Source organism: Williamsia sp. M5A3_1d, assembly GCF_053345315.1.
In genome coordinates, this window is the sequence record NZ_JBKEZX010000003.1 from 343,400 (window position 1) to 368,496 (window position 25,097).

Sequence of the window (25,097 nt, forward strand, 5' to 3'; positions counted from 1 at the left end):
TGTGGCCGTCGATCTGGATGGCGCTCGACGACGTGGTGCTGGGCAGTACGGGCAAACTCGACCGCCGCGCGCTCCCGCGTCCGCAGTTCACCGCCACCGACGCCGACCATGAGCCGCCGGCGACCCCCGAGGAACGGGTGATCGGCGAGATCGTCGCCGCCACCCTGGGTGTCGAGAGGGTGTCGGTCACCGCATCGTTCTTCGCCCTCGGCGGCGACTCGATCATGTCGATCCGCCTCTCGTCGCTGCTGCGCGCGGCCGGTTTCGCCATCGGTCCCCGCATGATCTTCGAACACCGCACCGTCCGTGCGCTCGCCGCGGCGACCGGCGCCGCGGCCGTTCTCGACGAGCTCCCCGGCGGCGCAGTCGGTCCGATGCCGATCGGACCGTCGATCGCATGGATGCTCGACCTCGTCGACGGTCCCCGCGATCACCTCGACTTCTCGCAGTCGGCGGTTCTGTCGCTGCCCACCGAGGCAACCGAGGCCGACGTACGTGCGATCGTCACCGCGCTCGTGCAGACGCACGCCATGCTGTCGGCGACGCTGCGCCACGTCGAGGGGGAGTGGGAACTCACCGCGGGCGCCGGATCGGCCGACGACGCGCTCGTGACGATCCTCGACCACGCGGACACCCGCGCTCCTCACCCGCATGCCGCTGTTCGTCGCGCCCACGAGATCGCGCTCACCGCAATCGATCCCGAGGCCGGGCGGCTCGTCGCCGCCGTGGGTGTGCGCGACGCCGATCCGTCGAGCCCGGGGCGACTGGTGCTGGCGATCCACCACATCGGTGTCGACGCCGTCTCGTGGACGACGGTGCTGACCGCCGTGGCGACGGCATGGTGGCAGCGCACGTCGGGCGCGGCGATCCGGTTGAGCCCGCCGGCCACGTCGATGCGTCGCTGGACAGGCGTGCTGACCGACCTGACGGAACGGGACGCCGAGATCCCCCTGTGGGCCGACCATCTCGCCGTCGCGGCCCGTTCGAACGGTCGCCTCACCCTCGACCGCGGTCGCGACCGGCAGTCGACCGTCACCTCGACCACCGTCGACATACCCGCCGACGTCAGCGACGCGATCCTCGGAGCGGTGCCCGACGCCTACCGCGCAGGGGTCGATGCCGTGCTCCTCGCCGCACTGATCGCGGCGCTGCACGAGTCGTTCCCCGACGACGCGGGCATCTCCGTGCTGCTGGAGAACCACGGCCGCGAGGAGCAGATCGCGCCCGGCGCCGATCTCGCGGGCACCGTCGGCTGGTTCACCGCGTTCGCGCCGCTGTCGGTGACGAACCACTCGGGCTCGGTGGATCTCACCGTGAAGGCGGTCAAGGACGCGCTGGCCCGGATGCCCGACCGCGGTATCGCCTTCGGGCCGCTGCGGTACCTACGACCCGACTCACCTCTGCGCGCCGCCTCCCTGCCCCCGGTGACGCTGAACTACTTCGGCAACACCGCCGGGACCCCCGCCTCCGTGAACCCCGACTCTGTTGCCGACACCGTGGGGAACGCGGTCGCCGCCGGCTTCGCGCCGGTGGCCGACGGCCCGTCACTGCCGCCGTCGATCACCGGCGCCATGGTGGCGACCTCGGCGCTCACCGTGTCGGTCAGCACGGTCGCCACCGATGACGCCCGCGTGCTGCACGCCGACTTCGCCCACCCGGCAGGGCTTCTCGATCGCGACGATGTCGCGACCCTCGCGGCGCGGTGGTCGTCGACGCTCGCGGCCATCGCCGACCACGTCCGCGCCGTCGGCGACCCCGGCCCCAGCGAGACCGATCTCGCCGCCACGTCGATGACACAGTCCGAGATCGAGACCCTGCGCGCGGCCGAACCCGGCGCGACGCTGTGGCCGCTCACACCGCTGCAGCAGGGCCTGTACTTCCAGGCCGAGATCGCCGCCGGCGCACACCTGTCCGACGGTGGTGACCCCGACAGTGATGACCCCGACCGGCGCGACGAGATCGACGTCTACGTCACGCAGTCGGTCATCACGTTCGGCGGGCCGGGCGCGACCGACGACGATGCGGCCGAGGCGATGCACCACGCCGCGCGACTCCTCCTGCGCCGCCACCGCGTACTGCGGTCGTCGTTCCGGCGAACCGCGGCGGGTCATGTCGTCGCCGTGGTCCCCGCCGTCGTCGAACCGGACTGGCGCGTGGTCGATCTCACCGGTCTCGACGCCGACGTCGCAGCCGCAGAGGTGGAGCGCATCGCCCGAGCAGAGCAGAGGACCCGCTTCGATCTGGCGGTGCCGGGACCGATGCGATTCGTGTGGGTGCGGCATCGCCTCGCCGGCCACGGCCGGGACGACGCCGCGCTGCCCGAGGTCGGTGCATCGCTGATCATCTCCGCTCACCACCTGCTGCTCGACGGATGGTCGGCGCCTCTGGTGCTCACCGAACTGCTCGCCGCGCGTCACGGCATCGACACCCCCGATCCCGACGGGCACGACTTCGGTGTCTATCTCGACTGGCTGTCCCGTCAAGACCGTGCCGCCGCGCTCACGGCGTGGCGCGACGCCCTCGCTGCGGTGGACGGACCCACCCTTGTCGCACCCGGAGTCCGACCCCGCACCGATACGGCGCCCGCCGAACGGTCCCTGCACCTGACCGCGGACACCGTGCGCGGTTTGACCGCGGCGGGTCGTCGGGCGGGGGCCACCACCTCGACGGTGCTGCAGGCGGTGTGGGCGGTCCTGGTCGCCCGGATGACCGGTCGCGACACCGTCGTGTTCGGCGAGACCGTCTCGGGTCGCCCTCCGGAGATCGACGGTGTCGAGTCGATGATCGGGCTCTTCATCAACACACTGCCCGTCCCGGTGACCGTGCGTCCCGACGACACCGTCGCCGATCTGCTCGGTGCGGTGCAGCAGTCGAAGGCGCGACTGCTCGACCACCAGCATGTCGGACTGGCCGAGATCGCCTCGGCGACCGGGGATGCCGCGGTGTTCGACACCCTCGTCGTCTACGAGTCGTTCCCGGTGGACCGCGCCGCGGTCGGTGCGGCCGGGGTGACCGACGCGGGCGGAACCGATGCACCCACAGCGGGACTCGACATCCGCGGCGTGACGTCGGCCGACGCGACGCACTATCCGCTGACCCTCGTGGCCGTCCCCGACGGCGACGAGATGCTCGTGCGGGTGAAGTACCTGCCCTCGGTGTTCGACGACGCCCGCATCGCGCAGATCGTCGACGCGGTGGGGACGCTCGTCGACGCGGTCGCGCACCGCCCCACCGCGATGATCGCCGACCTCGACCTCATGACCCCCGACACCGCCGCCCGCGTCGACGCCTGGTCGACCGGGCCGGTCACCCCGGCGCCGTCGATGCCGACCGACTCGGTGATCGCCGGTGTGCGCAGGCAGACGCTCGCCATCCCGCACGCCGTCGCGTTGCGTGCCGGTGCGCGTGCAGTGACCTACGCCGAGTTCGGTGAGCGTGTCGCCGTGCTCGCCGCCACCCTGCGTTCCCGCGGTGTCGGGCCGGGAGATGCGGTGGCCGTGGCGATCCCGCGGTCGGTCGAGATGGTGGTCGCCATCCATGCGGTGGTCGCCGCCGGCGGTCAGTACGTCCCCCTCGACACCGAGGCGCCGCAGGATCGCGTCACCTTCGTGCTCGACACCGCCGGCGCCACGATCGTCCTGGTCGGCCCCGACGGCGCCCCGGCCGCGATGCCGGCGATCGCCGGTGATGTGCTCGCCGTCGACACGACGACACCGGTCGCGACATCCACCGACACCGACCCGTGGGACGAGGTCGACCCCGATGGCGATGCGGCCGCGTACACCCTGTTCACCTCCGGATCGACCGGTCGACCCAAGGGCGTCACGGTGTCGCACGCCGCCATCGCCCACCGGCTGGCGTGGATGCAGGATCGCTTCCCGATCGACGGCGACGACGCAGTCCTCCTCAAGACCCCGGTCACCTTCGACGTGTCGGTATGGGAACTGTTCTGGCCGCTCATCAGCGGGGCGACGATGGTGATCGCCGAACCCGACGGTCACCGCGACCCGCGGTATCTCGCCGAGCTCATCGACCGGACACACGTCACCACCGCGCATTTCGTGCCGTCGATGATGGCGGCCTTCGTCGACGCCCACCGTCACACGAGCTCGCTGCGATCGGTGCGGCAGGTGTTCGCCTCCGGCGAGGCGTTGACCCCGGCCACCGCCCACGCGATGCGGGTCGTCACGCCGACCGCTCGTCTGCACAACCTCTACGGCCCGACCGAGGCCGCGGTCGACGTCACCCACCACGAGGTGTCGGCGCACGACACCACCGTCCCGATCGGGCGGCCGGTCGACAACACCGTCACCCGGGTGCTCGACACCCGGCTGCGACCGGTCGCGCCGGGCATCGTCGGCGAGCTCTACCTCGGCGGCCCCCAGCTGGCACGCGGGTACTCCTCGCGACCCGACCTCACCGCCGACCGCTTCGTCGCCGACCCGATCGGCCCACCCGGCGAACGGCTCTATCGCACCGGTGATCTCGTGCGCTGGACCCCGGACGGTGAGCTCGAGTACCTCGGACGCAGCGATTTCCAGGTGAAGATCCGGGGACAGCGTGTGGAACTCGGCGAGGTCGACGCCGTACTGACCGCGGCGCCGGGTGTGGTGGTCGCCGCCGCAGCGGTCGTCGGGACCGGTGGCGACGCCCGGCTCGTCGGATACGTCTCCGGCGACATCGATCTCGATGCGGTCGAACGACACGCGCGCGAGCACCTCCCGGCGTACATGTGCCCGGACACCTACGTCGTGGTCATCGACATGCCCCGCACCGCGGCGGGCAAGGTCGACCGGCGGGCGCTCCCGGCACCCGATCTCGCACCCGGTCCGGACGGCTCGACCGACGTCGCGCCCGCCACACCCACCGAGACGGTGGTCGCCGGGATCGTGGCCGACGTCCTCGGACTCGACGGTGTGTCGGTGACCGCGAGTTTCTTCGACGTCGGCGGCAACTCGCTGTCGGCGACCCGGGTGGCGGCACGGGTGTCCGACGCCGTCGCGGTGCGCGTCGGCGTCCGGGATGTCTTCGACCATCCGTCGGTCCGTGCGCTCGCCGCGCGCATCGACGACAACGGCCCGGCCGGAACGGATCCCGCTGCGCTGCCGCTGGTCGCGCGGGTCCGTCCGGATCGGATCCCGCTGTCGCCCGCGCAGCAGCGGATGTGGTTCATCAACGTCTTCGACCCGACGTCGCCGGCCTACAACATCCCGTTCGCGCTGCGCCTGCGCGGCGACCTCGACGTCGACGCCCTGCACAAAGCGTTGTTCGATGTGATCGCCCGCCACGAGACGCTGCGCACCGTCTTCCCGGCCGACGCCGACGGCGTCGCGTATCAGCGGATCATCGACCCCGACGACGTCGGCGCCGACGTCGTCTGGCGCACCGACGGTGTGGGGGACCTGCCGTCGGAGCCGTTCGACGTCACACGCGAGACACCGATCCGGGCCGGCGTCGTCGAGGCGGGGCCGGGCGAGCACCTGCTGGTGGTGGTGGCCCACCACATCGCCTCCGACGGCGAGTCGATCACCCCGCTCGTCACCGACCTCCTCGCCGCCTACGCCGCGCGCGTCACGGGCACGGCCCCGGCCCGGGATCCGCTCCCCGTGCAGTACGCCGACGTCACGCTCTGGCAGCAGGAGGTGCTCGGCGCGGCCGACGACCCGACGTCGACGCTCGGTGCGCAGACCGAACACTGGCGCGAACGGCTCGCGGGCCTGCCCGACGTGCTCGACCTGCCGACCGACCGCCGCCGACCCGCGGTCGCGTCACTGCGGGGTGCCGGCGTCGCGATCACCGTCGACGGCGATCTCGCCGCCGCGCTCGACCGTCTCGCCCGCGCCCACGATGCGACGCTGTTCATGGTCGCCCATGCCGCACTCGCGGCGGTGCTGGCGACGTTGAGTGGATCCGACGACATCGCCGTCGCGACACCGGTCGCCGGGCGCGGTCGCGCCGAGCTCGACGGGCTCATCGGCATGTTCGTCAACACGCTGATCCTGCGTACCGCGGTCGCGCCCACCGACGATCTCGGCAGCCTGATCGTGCGCGCCCGCGAGGTCGATCTCGACGCGTTCGCCGCGGCCGACGTCCCGTTCGAGCACCTCGTCGACGTCCTGTCGCCGGTGCGCTCGGAGTCGTTCGCACCGCTCGCGCAGGTGATGCTGACCCTCGCCCAGCGTGGTGACGACACCATCGAGGTCCCCGGTCTCACCGTGACGCCGGACGACCCGGGTGTGCTGCCCGCACGGTTCGACCTCACCGCCGCGTTGTCGACCACCCGCGCCGCCGACGGGACCCTCACCGCCCTCGACGGTCGGCTGGTCTACGCCACCGACCTCTTCGACGCCGACACCGCGACCTCGATCGCCGGTGCCTACGTCGAGGTGCTGCGGGCGATGGTCACCGACCCCGGGATCGCGGTCGGTGACATCGATCTGGTGTCGCCGACACAGCGCGCCGCGGTGGACGTCTGGTCGCGGGGCACACGGGTGCCGATGCCGCCCGAGACGCTCGCCGACATCGTCGCCCGACCCGTGGCCACTCCCGACCGCAGGGCGCTCGTCGTCGGCGATCGACACCTCACCCGTCGCGAACTCGCCGCGCACGTCGCCACGACCGCCCGCAGGTTGATCGCCCATGGTGTGGGACCCGATGTGGGCGTGGCGATCTGCATCGACCGGTCGGTGGAGTCGATCGTCGCCGTGCACGCGGTCGTCGCGGCCGGTGGGCGTTTCGTCCCCGTCGACACCGACGCCCCGCCGCAGCGGGTCGCCGACATGACCGACACCGCGGCGGTCTCGCTGGTGCTCGTCGGACCCGCCGCCGAGCCGGCGGCGTTGCGCGCCATCGCCGTCCCTCGGCTGATCGTCGACTGCACCGAACCGGCCGCCGACACCGAACCGCTCGCACCCTCGGAACGTCCCGGCGTCGTCACCCCCGACTCGGGCGCGTACACCTTGTTCACCTCCGGCTCCACCGGACGGCCGAAGGGGGTGACGGTGTCGCAGGCGGCCATCGTCAACCGGCTGGCGTGGATGCAGGCGATGTTCGTGCTGACCGGATCCGACGTGGTGCTGCACAAGACGCCCACCACGTTCGACGTGTCAGTGTGGGAACTGTTCTGGCCCCTCATGTCCGGCGCGACACTGGTCGTCGCCGAGCCCGGCGGCCACCGCGACCCGCGGTACCTCGCCGATCTCATGGCCCGCGAACGGGTGTCGGTCACGCACTTCGTCCCGTCGATGCTCGCCGCCTTCTGCGAGTCGGTCGGTGGCACCGACGGAGTCGAGCTGTCCGGTGTGCGTGCGGTGTTCGCCTCGGGCATCCGCTTGATTTTCGCCTCCGGCGAGGCCCTGTCGCCGACGACCGCGGCGGCCGCGATCGCGTTGATGCCGCGAGCGCTGCTGCACAACCTCTACGGGCCGACCGAGGCCGCCGTCGACGTCACCTGGCACGAGGTCCGTGACGGCGCCGCGATCGTCCCGATCGGGCGCCCGGTGTGGAACACCGACACCCGTGTCCTCGACGCGAGGCTGCAGCCGGTCGGCCCCGGCGTCGTCGGCGAGCTCTATCTCGGCGGCGTACAGCTCGCCCGCGGATACGCCGGACGTCCCGATCTCACCGCCGAACGGTTCGTCGCCGACCCGTTCGGCGCCCCCGGCACGCGCCTCTACCGCACCGGCGACCGCGTGCGCTGGACCCGGGACGGTGACCTCGACTACCTCGGCCGCAACGACTCGCAGACCAAGATCCGCGGTCAGCGCATCGAGCTCGGTGAGGTGGAGGCCGTGCTCTCGGCGATGCCGGGGGTCACCGGTGCGGTCGCGTCGGTCCGCGACGACCGGCTCGTCGCCCATGTCGCCGGTGCCGGCGTCGACCTCGACGAGCTGCGGGCGGAGGTCGCCCGGCTGTTGCCCGCGGTGATGCGCCCCGTCGACTGGGTGCGCCTCGACGCGTTGCCGCTGACCGGCTCGGGCAAGGTCGACCGACGACGGCTGCCCGCTCCGGGCCCGGCGACGGCAGACGACGTCACCGCGCCGGCCGACGAGACCGAGGCCGTGGTGGCGCAGATCGTCGCCGACGTGCTCGGTATCGACGGGAAGGGGGTCGAGTCGGTGTCGGTGACGACGGGGTTCTTCGACCTCGGCGGCAACTCACTGTCGGCGACGCGCGTCGCGGCCCGTGTCGCCGACGCGCTACGCGCCGACATCGGGGTGCGCGACGTGTTCGAGGCACCCACGGTCCGCGAACTCGCACGCCGCGCGCGGGCGACGACGGGATCAAAGACCGTCGAACCGCTGGTGGCCGGCCCACGCCCCGAACACATCCCGCTGTCGGACGCCCAGCGCCGCATGTGGTTCATCAACACCTTCGATCCGTCGTCGCCGGTGTATCTGATCCCGTTCGCGCTGCGGCTGCGCGGAGCGCTCGACGTCGATTCGCTGCACGCCGCGGTCGGCGACCTCGTGTCGCGGCACGAGACCCTGCGCACCACCTACCCGCAGACCCCCGACGGTGCGGTGCGACAGGAGATCTGGCCGGTCGAACGCGCGGTGTCGGCGATCGACTGGGCCGTGGTCGCCGACGACGTCGACGCGCTCGCCATCACCGGTCAGGGTGTCGACACACGGACCGAGTTGCCGCTGCGCGCCCGTCTGGCGAGGACGCCGGACCCTGCGGGGGGAGCGGGGGAGGCGTTGCTCGTCGTCACCGTCCACCACATCGCCGCCGACGGTGAGTCGACCCCGATCCTCGCGCGAGATCTGTTCGCGGCGTATGCGTCCCGACGCAGGGGACTTCCACCGCGGTGGCCATCACTGCCGGTTCACTATGCCGATCACGCCATCTGGCAGAACCGCGCGCTCGGCCACGACGGCGGTCCTGCCGCGGAGTCGATCGCGGCACAGCTCGACTACTGGGATGCCCAGCTGGCCGGGATCCCGCCGCTGCTGGAATTGCCGACCGATCGTCCGCGCCCGGTGACGGCGTCGATGCGCGGTGGCGCCGTGGATGTCGTGATCCCGTCCGAGGTGGCGGGTGCCGCCCGTGTGGTCGCACGACGGTACGGACTCACCCCCTTCATGCTGCTGCACACCGCGCTGGCCGTGCTGCTCGCGAAGATGACCGGCACCGCCGACGTCGTCGTGGGCACCGCCGTCGCGGGCCGCGGACGCCGCGAACTCGACGACATCGTCGGCATGTTCGTCAACACGCTGGTGTTACGCACCCCGGTGAGCGGTACCGCACGGATCGAGGACCTCCTCGCCGACGTCCGCCGCACCGACCTCGACGCGATCGCCCACGCCGACATCCCCTTCGAGGATCTGCTCGACCGTCTCGACACCGACCGTGCCGGCGCGATGCGTTCGGGCGCGTTCGCCCCACTCGCGCAGGTGCTGCTCACCGTTGCCGCTGATGACCACACCGCCGCCCCCGCGCATCTCGCGGAGGCCACCGGTCTCGAGATCGAGGTCGTCACCACCGAGACCACCACCGCCAAGGTCGATCTCACCGTCGGCATCACCACCGGCGACACCGGTCCGTGGCGGGGGACCATCGCGTATGCGACCGACCTCTTCGACGAATCGAGCGTGGTCACCTTCGCCGAACGCCTCGTACGGGTGGTGGCGGGCATCGTCGCCGACCCCACGGCTCGGGTCGGTGACGTCGACATCCTCGGCCCCGCAGAGACGATGCGCCTCGTCGCGCCGCCCGTACCGGCCCTCCGGCCGCTGCTGCTGCCCGATCTGCTGGCGTCGGCCGCCGCGCAGTGCCCCGCGGCGGTCGCCGTCGTCGACGCACACAGGTCGATGACCTACGCCGACCTCGACGCCGTCAGCTCGGTCCTCGCCCGCGATCTCGTCGCGCGGGGGATCGGACCCGAGGACGTCGTGGCGAGCGTGCTGCCCCGCACCGCCCTCGTACAGGTGTCGCTGTGGGCCATCGCGAAAACCGGTGCGGTGTACTGCCCGATCGATCCGCGGTACCCGGCCGCGCGGATCCGACGCACCCTCGCCGACAGTGGCGCCACGCTCGCACTGTGTGCCGAGCCGATCGAGGCGGACTCGACCCCCGTCGAGTGGCTCACCCTCGACGACACCACAGTCGAGCGTCTGCGGGCGCGTGCCGCGCGGGACCGGTCGATCGCGGCGCCGGTGACCGACGCCGACCGCCGCGCCCCGGTGCGCGAGCACAGCGCCGCCTACCTCGTCTTCACCTCCGGATCGACCGGCGTACCGAAGGGTGTGAGCGTCACCCACACCGGCATCGCCGGGATGGCGGCGACGTTGCGCGATCGACACCACAGCGACGCCGACGCGCGGTGGCTCGGCATCAGCTCACCGAGCTTCGACGTCGCGATGCTGGAGGTGCTCGGCGCCTTCGGCGGTGCCGGCACGCTGGTGGTCACCCCGCCGGACATCATCGGCGGAACCGAGCTCGCACAGTGGATCACCGAGCACGACGTCACCCACACCGCGATCGTCACCAGTGTCCTCGCGTCGATGCCCGACCCCGCGCGGGTGTCGTTGCGGCACATCCTCGCCGGCGGTGAGGGCGTACCCGATGCAGAGATGCGGCGGTGGGCGTCGACCCGCGCGTTCTACGACTCCTACGGGCCGACCGAGACGACGATGGCGTGTCTCACCTCGTCCCCGATCGAGCCGGAAGACACCGTGCCCCTCGGTCATCCGATGCCGGGATCGGCGGTCGTGGTGCTCGACGAGTTCCTGCGCCCGGTCCCCGTCGGCGTCGTCGGCGAACTGTACGTCCGCGGGGCGGCGTTGGCCCGCGGCTACGCCGGACGCCCGGATCTCACCGCCGAACGTTTCGTACCCGACCCGTTCGATGCCGACCGGTCGGGGTCGCGCATGTACCGCACGGGCGACCTGGTGCGCCGCACACGGGCGGGTGAGCTGATCTACGCGGGCCGCTCGGACTCCCAGATCGCGATGCGCGGTCTACGGATCGAACTCGGCGAGATCGAGGAGGCACTGCGGACACATCCCGACGTGCGGTCCGCGGGTGTCGTCGGGGTGGGGGACCCGGTGACCGCGCTGGCCGGGTTCGTCGAGACGACCGATGCCGGCGTGACCGCGCAGACGCTACGCGCGCACCTCGCCGAGCGGCTCCCGAGCCACCTCGTGCCGGCGTCGCTGACGGTCCTCGACGCGCTGCCCCGCACCCCGGTCGGCAAACTCGACCGATCGGCGCTGTCAGATCTCGGCGTCGGCCCCTCGGCCGACCTCCCCGTCGAGCCCGCCGCCGACGACGACGAGCGCCTGCTCGCCGGCATCGTCGCCGACGTGCTCGGTCGACCGGTCGCCGATATCGGTGTCACCACCGGGTTCTTCGACCTCGGCGGCAACTCGCTGTCGGCCACCCGTGTCACCGCGCGCGCCGCCGACGCGTTCGGGACCGATGTCGGCGTCCGCGACCTGTTCGACCACCCCGACGTCCGGGGGCTGCTCGGTGCCATCCGGGCCCGGCACCACGACGGTGCGACCGCGGTGCCGTTGGTCGCCGGGCCGCGACCCGACCACATCCCGCTGTCGAATGCGCAGCAGAGGATCTGGTTCCTCAACCGGTTCGATCCCGAGTCGACCGCCTACACGATCCCGGTGGTGCTGCGGCTGCGCGGCGCACTCGACACCGACGGCCTGCACGCCGCACTGCTCGACGTCATCGACCGCCACGAGGTGCTACGCACGATCCACCCGGCGAGCGGAGGGTCACCCCGCCAACTGATCCTCGACATCGACACCGCCGCAGACCGTCTCGACTGGCAGGTCACCGACGACGAGACCGCCGTCGCCGCACTCGTCGCGCGCGGGTTCGACGTCACGACCGACCTGCCCCTGCGCGCCCGCGTGGTGGCCACGCCGGTGGCCGGCGAGCACCTCGTCGCGCTGTCGATGCACCACATCGCGGTCGACGGCGAATCGGTCCGCCCGTTGGTGGCCGACCTCGTGACCGCCTATACCGCGCGCTCCGCGGGCGTCGCGCCGGTGTGGGAACAACTGCCGATCCAGTTCGCCGACCACGCGGTGTGGCAGCAGCGGGTCCTCGGCGCGGTTGACGACGCGCACTCGACCCTGGCACGCCAGATCGACTGGTGGACCGCGCGGCTCGCGGGGATCGCCGACAGCATCGACCTCCCGACCGACCGGTCGCGGCCGTCGATCGCGTCGCTGCGCGGACGCCGGGCTGCCTTCACCGTGCCGGCCTCGCTGGTCGACGCGATCCGGCGCACCGCTCGCGCGCATCGGGCCACGGAGTTCATGGTCGTGCATGCCGCTCTGTCGGTCCTGCTCGCCCGCCTCGCCGCCACCGACGACGTCGTGATCGCCACCCCCGTCGCGGGTCGCGGGCGCGCCGAACTCGATGCTCTGGTCGGCATGTTCGTCAACACCCTGGTGCTGCGTGCCCACGTCGACCCGGCGGCCACCCCGACCGAGATCCTGGAGTCACTGCGCGACCGCGACGTCGATGCGTTCGCCCACGCCGATGTCCCGTTCGAGCTCCTCGTCGACCGACTCGCCCCCACCCGGTCGGAGGCGTTCGCCCCGCTGGCGCAGGTGATGCTGTCGGTCGACCACCGCGACGCCGCAGTGGACCCCCACTCGGGCGAGATCCCCGGGGCGGGTGCGCTCACGATCGAGGAGATCGACCCTGGCGACCCCGCCGCGCGCCTCGACTTGACCGTGTCGGTGGCCACATCACCCGCCGGCGGAGCGTGGACCGGCGAGATCCTCTACGCCACCGATCTGTTCGACCACGAGACGGTGTCGGCGATGACCGACCGTCTCCTCGCCGTCCTCGCGGTGATGACCGCGCCGTCGCACACGCACACCCCGGTCGGGGACATCGACCTGCTCGACGCCGACGAGCAGGCCCGCATCGCGGAGTTCTCCACCGGCTCCGCGGCCCCGGACGCGGCTTCCCACGACACGTTGATCGACCTGCTCGCCGCGCAGCGGAGGGCCACCCCGGATGCCCCCGCCGTCACCATGGGTGACCGGACCCTCACCTACGCCGAGTTCGCCACACATGTCGACGCACTGCGTGCGCGACTGTGGTCGCACGGTGTGCGCGCAGGCGACGCGGTCGCGGTGTGCATCGACCGGTCGGTGGAGATGATGGTCGCGATCCACGCTGTGGTGACCGCGGGCGGCCACTACGTGCCGGTCGACGTGGCGGCCCCCGCGCAGCGTGTCCGGTCGATGTTCGAGACGGCGGCGGTGACCACCCTGCTGGTCGCCGAGGGCACCACCCCGGTCGCCGCCGCGACCACCGGCGCGGTGACGACGCTCGAGATCGACTGCGGCGCGACGATTCCGGTTGCGCCCGCGCACACCCCGCACGGTCGCGTCGCCGCCGACAGCAGCGCGTACACGCTGTTCACCTCCGGCTCGACCGGTCGCCCCAAGGGCGTGACGGTGTCGCACCGGGCGATCGTGAACCGGCTGCGGTGGATGCAGTCCGATCATCCGATCGACGGTGCCGATGTGGTGTTGCAGAAGACGCCGATCACGTTCGACGTGTCGGTGTGGGAGCTGTTCTGGCCGTTGACCACCGGCGCACATCTCGTGCTCGCCGAGCCGGGCCGGCACGGCGACCCGGCGTACATCGCCGAGCTGGTGGCACGACACCGCGTGACCACGCTGCATTTCGTGCCGTCGATGATGGCGGTGTTCGTCGATGTGCTGCCCGCTGCGCGCGACGACCGGAACACCCCGGCGCAGCTGGCCTCGCTGCGCCGGGTGTTCGTCTCGGGCGAGGCACTGCCGTCGGCGACTGCGCACGCGATGGCCGCGGCGGCCCCGCAGGCGCATGTCCACAACCTGTACGGCCCCACCGAGGCCGCCGTCGACGTCACCCGCCACACCGTGCTCGCCGGCGAGACCACCACGCCCATCGGCACCCCTGTCGCCGGGACGACCACCTGGGTACTCGACCCGGGGCTGCGTCCGGTTCCGATCGGTGTCACCGGCGAGCTCTACCTCGGTGGCGTGCAGCTCGCCCGCGGATACGCCGGCCGTCCCGATCTCACCGCCGATCGGTTCGTCGCGAACCCTCTCGGCGCACCCGGTGAACGGCTCTACCGCACGGGTGATCTCGTCCGATGGAACCGCGGCGGTGAGCTGGAATATTTGGGCCGCAGTGATTTCCAGGTCAAACTGCGTGGACAACGGCTCGAGCTGGGAGAGATCGACTCTGTGCTCGCGGGGGTCGCCGGCGTCACCCACGCCGCCGCCGCGGTGACCGCCACCGCGGCGGGGGACATGCTGGTGGGCTACATCTCCGGATCCGCCGACCTCGCCACGATCACCGACGAGGTGGCCCGGTTGCTGCCCGGGTACATGCGTCCCACGCGGTGGGTCCGCCTCGACGAGTTCCCCCTGACCGCGTCGGGCAAGGTCGATCGCCGCGCGCTACCGCCACCGGGTGCCGTCGACACCGCACCCGTACCGCCCGCCGACGCCGTCGAGCACGCCGTCGCCACGATCATCGGTGACGTCCTCGGTCTGACCTCGGTGTCGGTGACCGCCGGCTTCTTCGACCTCGGCGGGAACTCTCTGGCCGCCATGCGGGTGATCGCCCGCCTCGACGAGATGTTCGGCACCGACCTCGGTGTGCGTGAGATCTTCGACCACCCCTCGGTGCGTGAGCTGGCGCCGCGCCTGCAGACCTCGCGTCCCGCGGCCGCCGACCTCCGCCGCCGCCCCCGCCCCGCCGACATCCCGCTCTCGTTCGCCCAGCGACGCATCTGGTTCATCAACCAGTTCGACGTCACCTCCGACGTCTACACCATGCCGATCGTCCTCGACATCCACGGCGCACTCGATCCTGAGACACTGCACCGCGCGGTCATCGACGTCCTCGATCGACACGAGGCCCTCCGCACCACCCACCCGCTCACCGACGACGGGCGACCGGTCCAACGGATCGCGTCCATCGAGCAGACGCGGCGGGAATTCGAGTGGATCGCGCTCGATCCCGCACCGGGAGAAACCGATCTCGCCTTCGCCCGCGCGATGGCGCTGTGCCACCGCGGTTTCGACGTGACCACCGACCTCCCGATCCGCGCGGCGGTGGTCCGCACCGACACCGACACACATCGACTGGTCGTGGTGATCCACCACATCGCGGGTGACGAGGTGTCGCTGCGGATCCTTGCCCGCGACGTCCTCGACGCCTACCGTCGTCGGGTCGCAGGTGTCCCGCCGGCGGAACCGACCTCGATCGGGTACGCCGATCACACACTGTGGCAACACGAGACGCTCGGTGACCTCGACGACCCGACCTCGGTGCTCGCCGCGCAGGCGCACTACTGGTCGCGGCGGTTGGACGGTGTCGCCGACCGCATCGACCTGCCCGCCGACCGTCCCCGCCCGCCGGTGATGGACACCACCGGCGGCCGGATACCGCTGCGGATCGGTGCAGATCGCAGCGCGCGCATGGCCGATCTCGCGCGGCGGACCGGGACGACGACGTTCATGGTGGCGCACGCGGCGTTGTCGGCGACCGTCGCCGCGCGAGCAGGCGTCTCCGACGTCGTCATCGGCACACCGGTCGCCGGCCGTGGCCACGTCGCGACGGCGGATGTCATCGGCATGTTCGTCAACACCCTCGCCCTGCGGGTCGAACATCGCCGCGACGACACCGCGTCGACCCTGCTCGCCCGGGTGCGCCGCGACGACGTCGACGCCTTCGCCCACGCGGATCTGCCGTTCGAGGTGCTCGTCGACCTGGTGACACCGTCACGCTCCACCGCGCACGCCCCGATCTATCAGATCGCACTGAACTACCTGATGCACGGCGACAACGATTCTCACGGCGCCGACCTGAGCGGCGACGACCTCTCAGGGGTCGGTCTGCGCGTGAAGCCTGTCGACCCGGGATCCGAGCCCGCGAAGGTCGATCTCGCGGTGGGATTCGCGGAGCGCACCATCGACGGCGCCACGGAGATCGACGGCTCGATCACCTACGCCACCGCATTGTTCGACGAGGCGACGGTGCGCGATGTCGCTGCGGAGCTCATGGCGATGATCGACACGATGACGACCGATGTCGACGCCGTGCTGACCCCCGATGTACCTGGCGACGCCGGTGCCGAGGTGGCCGCGACGGCCGCTGTCGAGAGCCGTCGGACCGTCGAGTTCGTCGCTCCCTCCGGTCATCTGGAGAATCTGATCGCCGATGTGATGGCCGAAGTCACCGGGGCGCCGCGGTTCGGCGCGACCGACAGTTTCTTCGATCTCGGCGGCAACTCGCTGGCCGCGGCCCGGGCGGCCGCCCTGATCCGCCGGCGCACCGGCCTCGAGGTCGAGTTGCCGTGGATGTTCGCCGACCCCACCTCCCGCGGCCTGGCCGCGCGGATGGCCGACACCTCGGGTCCACGACTGACCGACGAGGTGCTCATCGCCCTGCGCGCCAACGGTTCCCGCGCGCCGCTGTTCTGCGTGCACCCGGCGGGCGGTCTCGCCTGGTTCTACGGTGGACTCGCGCCGTACCTGATCGACCGCCCGATCTTCGGACTCCAGGACCCGCATGTGGTCGCCGGTGACGAGGCGGCGGGGTCGGTCGACGATCTCGCGGCGCGCTACATCGCCGAGATCCGGCGGGTCCAGCCCAGCGGTCCCTACCACCTGTTGGGCTGGTCGGTCGGCGGGTACATCGCCCAGGCCATGGCGACCCGGCTGCGTTCGGCGGGCGACGAAGTCGCGTTCCTAGGAGTGATGGACGCAGCTCTCGACGATCCCGACGCGGTCGCTCTCGACGTCCCGGAGGGTGGCGCCTCCGCGGGTGTCGCGGACCTCCTGGGCGGATGGCGCACGCTGTTCGACATCGACGAGTCGATCTCCGCGGCCGACACCGATCAGGTCGCCACCGTGGTCCGTGACCAGATCACCGGGTTGGGGCTGCTCTCGGGCGAACAGGTCGACCGCATCATGACGAGCTTCGACACCTCGGCGCGGATCGTCGCCGCGCACCGGCCCGTGGTCTTCGACGGGTCGATGCTGGTGTTCGTCGCCACTGCCGACAAGGACGATCCTGCCGCGGTGGGCGCGAGTTGGCGGCCCTATGTGACCGGTGAGGTCACGATGGTTGACGTCGACACCCACCACCTCGGCATGGCCGACACCGCCTCACTGCGCGTCATCGGACCCGAGATCGCGCGCCGACTCGACGACCACTGACTCCCCCGGAGAGCGTTGAACAGTGTTCAGCTGCTGCCGAACTGCGGCGCCGGGGCCGGTGTCGTGGTGACCGGTGTGGTCGGTGCAGTGGATGTGCTCGGCGGTGTCGACGTGCTGGGTGGGGTCGACGTGCCGGGTGGGGTCGAGGTGGACGGGGGAGTGCTCGCGGAGGTGAAGTCCTTGACCGTCTGATACGCCTTCTTGGGCGTGAAGTTGTTCCGGAGCAGGCCGAAGTTCTGTTCAATGTCGTTGGTGTTGGTACCGGTGTCGCGGATGTTGTAGATGAACGCCGGGCCCACCCAGGCCGTGTCCCGTGCGGAGGCGAGCAGGATCTGGACCGTCTGGGCCTGCACGTCTTCACTCACCGCGACCGAGTTGGTGCCGGTGGGCGCGCCCGACTCGGTCATCCACAGGAGCTTGCCGCCGTCACCATTGGCGGTCATGAAGTCATGCATGTCCCACATCCGCTGAAAGGTGCTGTAGGAGCGGGTCGATGGATCGTTGGGCAGCGCGGGAAAGGTGTACGGATGCACCGCGACGGCATCGAACGTGTTCTTCAGATTTGCGGTGTACAGCGACTTGAGGAAGGTCAGAGGTGCGATGTCGCGGCCGTTGTCGACCGCCGGCGCGAGGCCACCGCTGAGGATCGTGGGCGCCGGTGACAGTGTCCGCAGGGCCGCAGAGGTGGCGGCGAGTAGTCGTCCGTAGCCGCCCGCGTCGGGTGCGGGCTTGTAGAAGATGTTGAGATTCGGCTCATTCCAGATCTCCCAGATGCCGATGGAGTTCTGGTATCGGATGGCAGCGCTCTTCGCGAACGCGGCGAACGTTGCCGGGTCGGCGGGACGGAAGTGGCTGTCGGTGGGGTTGTCGGCGGAGTTCTGGGCCCACCGCGGGGTGTAGGCGACAACGCCCGTCGGGCACATGCCGAGGCCGGTGATCGCGTTGACGACCCGGTCGAGGGACGCCCAGTTCTGGTTTCCGCGTTGGGGTTCGATCACCGACCAGTCCACGTCGACCCGGACGAGTTTCACACCGGCGTCGCGGACCGCGGTGAGTTCACGGTTGAGGTCGGAGTCGTTGAGTCCGAGGATGCCCGCGCCGGGCGACACCCCGACCCGCCCCTTGGCGGCCGAGCCCTGGCAGGCCGCGGGAGCGGCGGTGTGTGCGGTGGGGACGAGAACGGTTGCGGCGCCCACGGTCAACGCCACGACAAGGGCGGCACGGGCGACGAGGGAACGGCGAGAACGAACGGATCGTGCAGTGGACATTGGGGGGACCTCTCCGGTGCGGCTGCGTGGGCGTCTACTGCAAAGCCGTGACCAGTCCCCCCGAACACACAGGCCACAACCTTCTCGAACGTGAGCAATAGTCACATCCGTCACGCCGTTGGTCGGAGTGGGTGACCAAACGTGAGCCGATCCGAGAGCGTTTCGTTACCGGGTCCTGGACAGAATCCGTGATAGTGAAGACTCTTTGTGGAACTGCATTGACGTCAGTTCCGGTTCGGCGTTGCCTGCCTACCCGCGGTGGGGGCGGTGGGGAAGGATCACCTGCTGGTCGTCGATGAGCGACACCGTCATCGGCAGACCGTATGTCGTGGTGAGGAGTTCGGCGGTGAGGGTCGACCGCGGCGGCCCGCTCGCGACGACACGACCGTGGGCGATCACCACGACGGTGTCGCTGTAGGCCGCGGCCATCGTGAGGTCGTGCACGACCGCGACGACGGCGTCACCGCGGGCGGCACGCGCGGTCACCAGGGCCATGACGGTCTCCTGGAAGTGGGGGTCGAGCGCCGCGGTCGGCTCGTCGAGCAGCAGTACCGATGTCTGCTGGGCGAGCACCCGCGCCAGCGCCACCCGCGCACGCTCGCCACCGGACAGCGTCGCGAACGGACGGTCGGCGAAGTCGACGACGTCGCACTCCGCCATCGCGTCGGCGACCGCGGTCTCGTCGTCGGCGTTGGCGGGGGTGCGATTCCACGGATACCGCGCCATCTGCACCACCTCGCGGCAGCTGAACGCGCCACCCACCACGTGGTCCTGGGGTAACACCGCGCGGCGCCGTGCCTGCTCGAGGGTCGACAGTGTGGCGGTCGGATCGCCGTGCAGCGTGACCTGACCCGCGTCGAGGGCGACCGTGCCCGCCAACGCCGACAGCAGTGTCGACTTGCCCGCACCGTTGGGTCCGACGATGCACACCACCTCACCGGCGCCGACCGCGAGGTCGACGTCGTGCAGGACCGGCCGTCCCGATCGGCTCGCCGACACCGACGTCGCGGCGAGGAGAGGTGCTCCGGTCATGCCCATCCGCCCTGGCGGGAGCGGGTGCGGCGCAACAGCAGAAGGAACACCGGGCCGCCGACGAGGGCGGTCAGCATGCCGATCGGGAGGTCGGCGTAGTCGACGAGGGTGCGCGCGGCGAGGTCGGCGAGCACCAGCAGGATCGCACCGGCGAGGGCGCTGGCCGGGATCAGTGCGCGATGCGCGGGGCCGACGACGATGCGCATGAGGTGCGGGATCACGAGACCGACGAACAGGATGATGCCGCAGAACGACACCGCCGCCGCGGTCAGCACCGCCACGATCACGACGGCGACCCTGCGCAGTCCTTCGACGTCGACACCGAGGTGGCGGGCGGAGTACTCACCCAGGGCCAGCAGGTCCATCCGGCGGGCGATCGTCATCGACGCCGCGATGCCGACCACGACGAGTCCGACCACGAGGTACACCTGATCCCAGGTCGCCCGGTTGAGACTGCCCAACTGCCAGAACACGATCTGGTCGCGCGCGGTGGGACTGGCGCGAAAGGTGAAGAACGCGATCAGCCCGCCGGCGAAGGCGTTCACCGCGATCCCCGTCAACACCAGGGTGACGACCTCGGTGCGACCCGCCGACCGCGACAGCAGGTAGACGATCCCGGTGGTGAGGAGCCCGGCGGCGAACGCGCCACCGGCGACCGCGTACCCGGCGACACCGAGACCGCCCACCGCGATCACCCCCGACGCACCGGCGGCGGCGCCCGACGACACCCCGATCACCCCGGGTTCGGCGAGCGGGTTGGCGAACACGCCCTGGAGCACCGCACCCGCACATCCGAGGGCGGCACCGACCAACAACGCCAACACCACTCGCGGTAGTCGGACGTTCCACAGCGTGTTCTCGCCGACCTGATCGGGCAGCGGTCCCAGCGCGATGTGCAGGTGGTGCAGCAGCGATCCGAGCACCTGCAGCGGTGGGATGTGGTTCTGCCCGACCCCCGCGGCGACGATCACCGCGATCAGCAGTGCCACCACACCGACCGGTGCGACGACGGCGAGCGACACCCGCCGCGACCTCGGGGAGCGATCGCCGCCGCGGAGCGTCCGGAGTCGCTCGGCGAGAGCGGGACTCACGGCCGTCCGTAGAGGGTGCGCGCCAGCGCCACCGCCACGTCGCCGGTGCGGGCCCCGAACGACAGCAGTTCACCGTCGTCCATGTCGACGACACGTCGATCGCGGCCGGCCGGCGTCTCGCTGACGCCGGGGATCTTCTCGAGCCCGTCGACGCCGCCGACCGAGGCCAGCCCGTCGGTCATCATCAGCAGCACATCGGGTCTCGCCTTGATGAGGCCTTCGGAGGTGAGTGAGGTGAACGCATCGGAGAGCCCGGCCGCGGTGCCCGCGTCCTGTCCGCCGATGGTGTCGATGAGGGAGTCCGCGCCCGAGCCGGGGCCGCCGAGGATGAGCAGACCGGTGCCGCGGGCGTAGACGAACGCGACGCGCGGTCGGTCGGCGTCGCGGGGGACCAGGGCCCGGGCCGCGGCGATCTGGGTGTCGGTGCGTGCGACGAGGGCGTCGCCGGCCGCGGGGATGCCGAGCGCGGTCGCGATCGACCGCAGCTGCGCGTCGGTCCCCGCGACGGTGCGATCGGGGGAGCCGGTGACCACCGGGATCCCGGCGGCGGCGAGCTGACCGGTCAGCACGTTCGCCGACGGCAGTGACGCGTCGGTCAGCACCACCGTCGGCCGCAGGGCGATGATCGCCTCCGCGTTCGCGTCGGTACCGCCGGTCGTCACCACCGGGATGGACGCGGCGGCCGGGAACTTCGTCGCGATGTCGCGGCCCACGAGGTTGCGGCCGAGCCCGAGCGCGAACACCGCCGTGCCGTACGTCCCGTAGCGGTCGAGGGCCACGATCCTGCTCACGTCGGTGACCGTCACGCGCCGGTTGTCGGCGGTGGTCACCGTCACGGGCAGCTGCGGTTCGGGCGTGGTCGACACCTCGACGGGATCCGAGGAGGGCAGTCGCGCGGTGCGCGGACCGTCGGGGAGCGACACCGACGTCGACGTCCCGACCGATCCGACGTCGAGCGGTGCGGTGGAGCACGCCGCGACGGCCGTCGCGACGACGACGGCGAGTGCCAGGACGGGTGCGACGGCGCGCGCGGACAACGGTGTCAGCGTGGCCCGCTCGCCATGCCCAGCAGCGCGGTCACCGCACTCGACGACAGCTTCCACGTGCCACCGCTCTTGGTGTAGCCGTAGTCGATGCTGACCGGTGCGGGGGTGTGGGGGCTGGCCACGGCGACCTTCGCGGTCGCGGTGTCGTCACCGTCGGCGGCCACCGATGTCACGGTGAACACGCTCGGGGTGTAGCCGCCGGCGCTCGCGCCCCTGGCGAACCCGTTGAGCTGCTGCCCGATCGCGGGATCGGTGGAATCGACCAGTCCGGCAACCTGTTCGGGGGAGCTGGCGGGGTCGACCACGGTGCGCAGGATCTGCTGCGCGGCGGCGGCATCGAGATCGGCGGGCGCCTGCGCGGTCGAACTCGACGCCGCACCCGGCGACGATGCGCTCGCGGCCACGCTGCTCGCCGGCGTGGTCGACGAGTCGTCGCCACCGCATGCTGTCGCACCGGTCACGACCGCTGCGGCGATGACGGTACCGATCGCGAGTCTGCGGATCTGCATGTGTTCGGCCTCCCTGTCCTGTCGAGTAAGGCAATACTAACCACTCGGCCGTCTCGCCTGATCAGGGCTGCGCGGAGGTGAGGACCTGTCGCAGGAGGTGCAAGGCCACGCTCGTGGAACGGTCGCGGACGTCGGCCCGTGACCCGGGGAGGACGACGGTGCGGGTCACCACGGTGCCGTCGCCCAGAGCGATCCCGAAACAGACCGTGCCGACCGGCTTCTCGGGTGTGCCGCCCCCGGGACCGGCGATACCGGTGGTGGAGATCGCGGTGTCGGCGCCGAAGCGTTGCAGCGCGCCGGTCGCCATGGCCGCGGCGACCTCCTCGGAGACCGCGCCGTGTGCGGCGATGAGTTCGGCATCGACGCCGAGGACCTCGGACTTGATCTCGTTGGAGTAGGCGACGGCGCCGCCGACGACGTACGCCGACGACCCGGCGCGATCGGTGAGCCGCGCGGCGACCAGTCCCGCGGTGCACGACTCGGCGGTGGCGATCAGTCGACCCGAGAGCAGGTCGGCGACCTGGTCGTCGACGGTCGACCCGTCGACGGAGAAGATCTGTTCGCCGTGTTCGGCCCGGAGTAGATCGAGCAGTGCGGCGTAGGCGGCATCGGCGCCGGAATCGATGCGTGTGACGATCTCGAGTTCCGCGCGGCGCAGGCAGGTGGTGATCTCGAGACGGTCGAACTCCTCGATCGTCGACTCCGCGGTCCGCAGCGTGACCGCGAGTTCGGATTCGGGGACGCCGATCATGCGGACGGTCTCCTGGCGCTGCTGTGGGGCCGACGCCAGGATCGCGGCCACGGCGGGCACCTCGATGATCGCCGGCCACATCGCCTGCAGCTCCGGCGGTGGACCGGGCAGCACGATCACGGTGGGGGTGTGCTCGGTGCCGTCCACGACGACGCCGGGTGCGGTGCCGGTCGGGGTGACCCATCGGGCGCCGGCCGGGATCATGGCCTGCTTGCGGGTCGCCGCGGCGACCGAGTCGAGCCCGGTCGAGTCGCCGCGTGCCGCCATCCAGCGGTCGACGATGGCGGCGATGGTCTCCTCGAGCGCGGTGTCGAGCACCAGTTCGCGGCCGGTGAACCGGGCCACGATCTCGACGGTGAGGTCGTCGGCGGTGGGTCCGAGTCCGCCGCTGGTGAGGATCAGGTCGACGCCGTCGTCGGCGAGGAACCGCAGCTGGGCTTCCATGTCGGCGGGCCGATCACCGCAGACGGTGATGTGGGCCAGTTCGATTCCGGCGTCACCCAGCCGCCCGGCCAGCCACGGACCGTTCGCGTCGGCCACCCGCCCGGTCAGCACCTCGGTCCCGGTCACCACGATTCCTGCGCGCACACTCACGGTTCCCGAGCCTACGGGGGCGCGACGAGACCGCCGGACGCCGTCGGTGTGCGGCCCGGTCCCGTCGGGCGACCTCACTCCGCGCGGTGCAGGAAGGTCAGGACGGTGAGGGCGAGGATCTTGAGGTCGAGCAGCACCGACCAGTTCTCGATGTAGTAGTTGTCCCACTCGGCGCGGTCGGCGATGGAGGTCTGGCCACGCAGACCGTGCACCTGCGCCCACCCGGTCACGCCGGCCTTCACGCGGTGACGCTCGCCGTAGCGTCGGATCTGCATCTCGAACAGTTCGACGAACTCGGGCCGTTCGGGGCGGGGGCCGACGAGGCTCATGTCCCCGCGCACGACGTTGATGAGCTGGGGCAGTTCGTCCATCGACGTCGAACGCATGATCTTGCCGACCTTCGTCCGTCGGTCCACGCCCTCCACGCCACCCGGTGCGGCACCCGCCGTGAGCTCGAAGGCCTCGTCGGCCTCGGTCGGTGGGCGCATCGACCGGAACTTGAGGCAGCCGAACACCTTGCCGTTACGCCCCACACGCTCCTGCGAGAAGAAGATCGGGCCGGGGGAGCTCAGTCGGACCAGCAGCATCAGGGTGAGGAAGAGCGGGGAGATGAGGAGCAGTCCGAGGGTCCCGGCCACCCGATCGATGAGGTGCTTCATCGCGAACTGCCAACCGCGGGGGTTGACGCGGGGAAGGATCAGCAGTGGCACGCCGCCGAGATGATCGACGCGGGCCCGGGCTCCGACCGCGTCGTGCGCGCGGGGCAGCACCCACGCTCGGAGGCCGCGCCGGTGGGCGGCGCGGACGATGCGTGCGAGCTGGTCGTCGTCGATGTCCTGCGCCGCGACGATGACCTCTTCGGCGTGTGTCGACGCGATCGCGTCGGCGATCGCGAGCGGCGGACCGAGGCGGGGTATGTCCGAGGAGACCGGGTCGCTCGCGGTGGGCTCGGCGGCGACCCGCAGCGGGGTCGCGGCGAGGATCCCCACCGGCCGCAACCCGTATTCGGGCATCTCGCGCATGCGCTGGATGAGCTGGTGTGCGATCGGTCCGTCGCCGACGACGAGTGTCGGCGCGAGGGACCCGTGTCGGGTGCGCAGGGTGCGCTGGATCACGACGCGCGCGAACCGGCCGCCGGTGACGAGCACGACCGCGCAGATCCAGATCTTGGTCGTCGTGATGCCGGTCTGCGACGACTGCGTGAGGAACGTGACGATGAAGCCGAGCGTGAGAACGGCGGCGACGGCCAGGGTGGTCTGCACGCGGGGGAGTTCGTCGAGAAAGTTGCGGCGCAACTGTTTGCGGTACATCTGCTGCAGCGCGAACGTCATGACGACCGTCGGGACGAACAGCCACACCGACCAGAGCGGCGGATGCTCGGACTGTGTGGCGTCGGCCCAGAGCGAGCCGACGGCGACGGCCGCGGAGGCCGCGACGATGTCGACGACGACCGTGACGATCGAATGCCCCGGATCCCTGCGGATCTGGCGGAGAAAACCGGAGCCGGCTTCTGGCGCGGGCATGGGCGCCGAGGTCACCGACGGTCCGGGGGCGGTCTGTAGAGCCATGTCGAACGGCTCAGATCAGGGTTCCGGTCATGCA

The 25,097-nt window shown here is 71.2% G+C and carries 8 protein-coding genes (1 of these 8 cut by a window edge); 1 reads left to right on the forward strand and 7 read right to left on the reverse strand.

Features of this window, described 5'->3' with window-relative positions:
• A protein-coding gene (locus tag ACLBW1_RS13805; RefSeq protein WP_447812404.1) for a non-ribosomal peptide synthase/polyketide synthase crosses the window boundary here: on the forward strand, positions 1–17,204 show its 3' portion. It extends 22,789 nt beyond the left edge of the window; 17,204 of the gene's 39,993 nt are visible here — the last part of the coding sequence; its start codon lies beyond the left edge, outside the window; the stop codon is at positions 17,202–17,204.
• A gap of 26 nt (positions 17,205–17,230) precedes the next feature.
• On the opposite strand, the gene ACLBW1_RS13810 is transcribed toward ACLBW1_RS13805, so the two are convergent.
• The 7 genes from ACLBW1_RS13810 to ACLBW1_RS13840 all read right to left on the reverse strand — a co-directional run bounded on the left by ACLBW1_RS13810 (position 17,231) and on the right by ACLBW1_RS13840 (position 25,063).
• Positions 17,231–18,472 carry a cellulase family glycosylhydrolase gene (locus ACLBW1_RS13810; protein WP_447812405.1) on the reverse strand — a complete coding sequence of 414 codons (1,242 nt, stop codon included), beginning with the start codon at positions 18,470–18,472 and terminating at the stop codon, positions 17,231–17,233.
• A 249-nt stretch (positions 18,473–18,721) separates the two neighbouring features.
• Positions 18,722–19,504, reverse strand: coding sequence for a heme ABC transporter ATP-binding protein (locus ACLBW1_RS13815; RefSeq protein WP_447812406.1), 783 nt, complete (start codon positions 19,502–19,504; stop codon positions 18,722–18,724).
• Positions 19,501–20,595, reverse strand: coding sequence for a FecCD family ABC transporter permease (locus ACLBW1_RS13820; RefSeq protein ID WP_447812407.1), 1,095 nt, complete (start codon positions 20,593–20,595; stop codon positions 19,501–19,503). The genes ACLBW1_RS13815 and ACLBW1_RS13820 overlap by 4 nt, the downstream gene beginning before the upstream one ends.
• A complete protein-coding gene (locus ACLBW1_RS13825) occupies positions 20,592–21,632 on the reverse strand; it encodes a heme/hemin ABC transporter substrate-binding protein (RefSeq protein ID WP_447812408.1) in 1,041 nt (346 codons plus the stop codon). The genes ACLBW1_RS13820 and ACLBW1_RS13825 overlap by 4 nt, the downstream gene beginning before the upstream one ends.
• Positions 21,633–21,637: 5 nt before the next feature.
• Positions 21,638–22,150, reverse strand: coding sequence for a DUF4878 domain-containing protein (locus ACLBW1_RS13830; protein ID WP_447812409.1), 513 nt, complete (start codon positions 22,148–22,150; stop codon positions 21,638–21,640).
• A 61-nt stretch (positions 22,151–22,211) separates the two neighbouring features.
• Entirely contained in the window at positions 22,212–23,495 is a 1,284-nt protein-coding gene (locus ACLBW1_RS13835) for a competence/damage-inducible protein A (protein ID WP_447812410.1), read from the reverse strand.
• 74 nt (positions 23,496–23,569) lie between these two features.
• Entirely contained in the window at positions 23,570–25,063 is a 1,494-nt protein-coding gene (locus tag ACLBW1_RS13840) for a sugar transferase (RefSeq protein WP_447812411.1), read from the reverse strand.
• Positions 25,064–25,097: the final 34 nt, after the last annotated feature.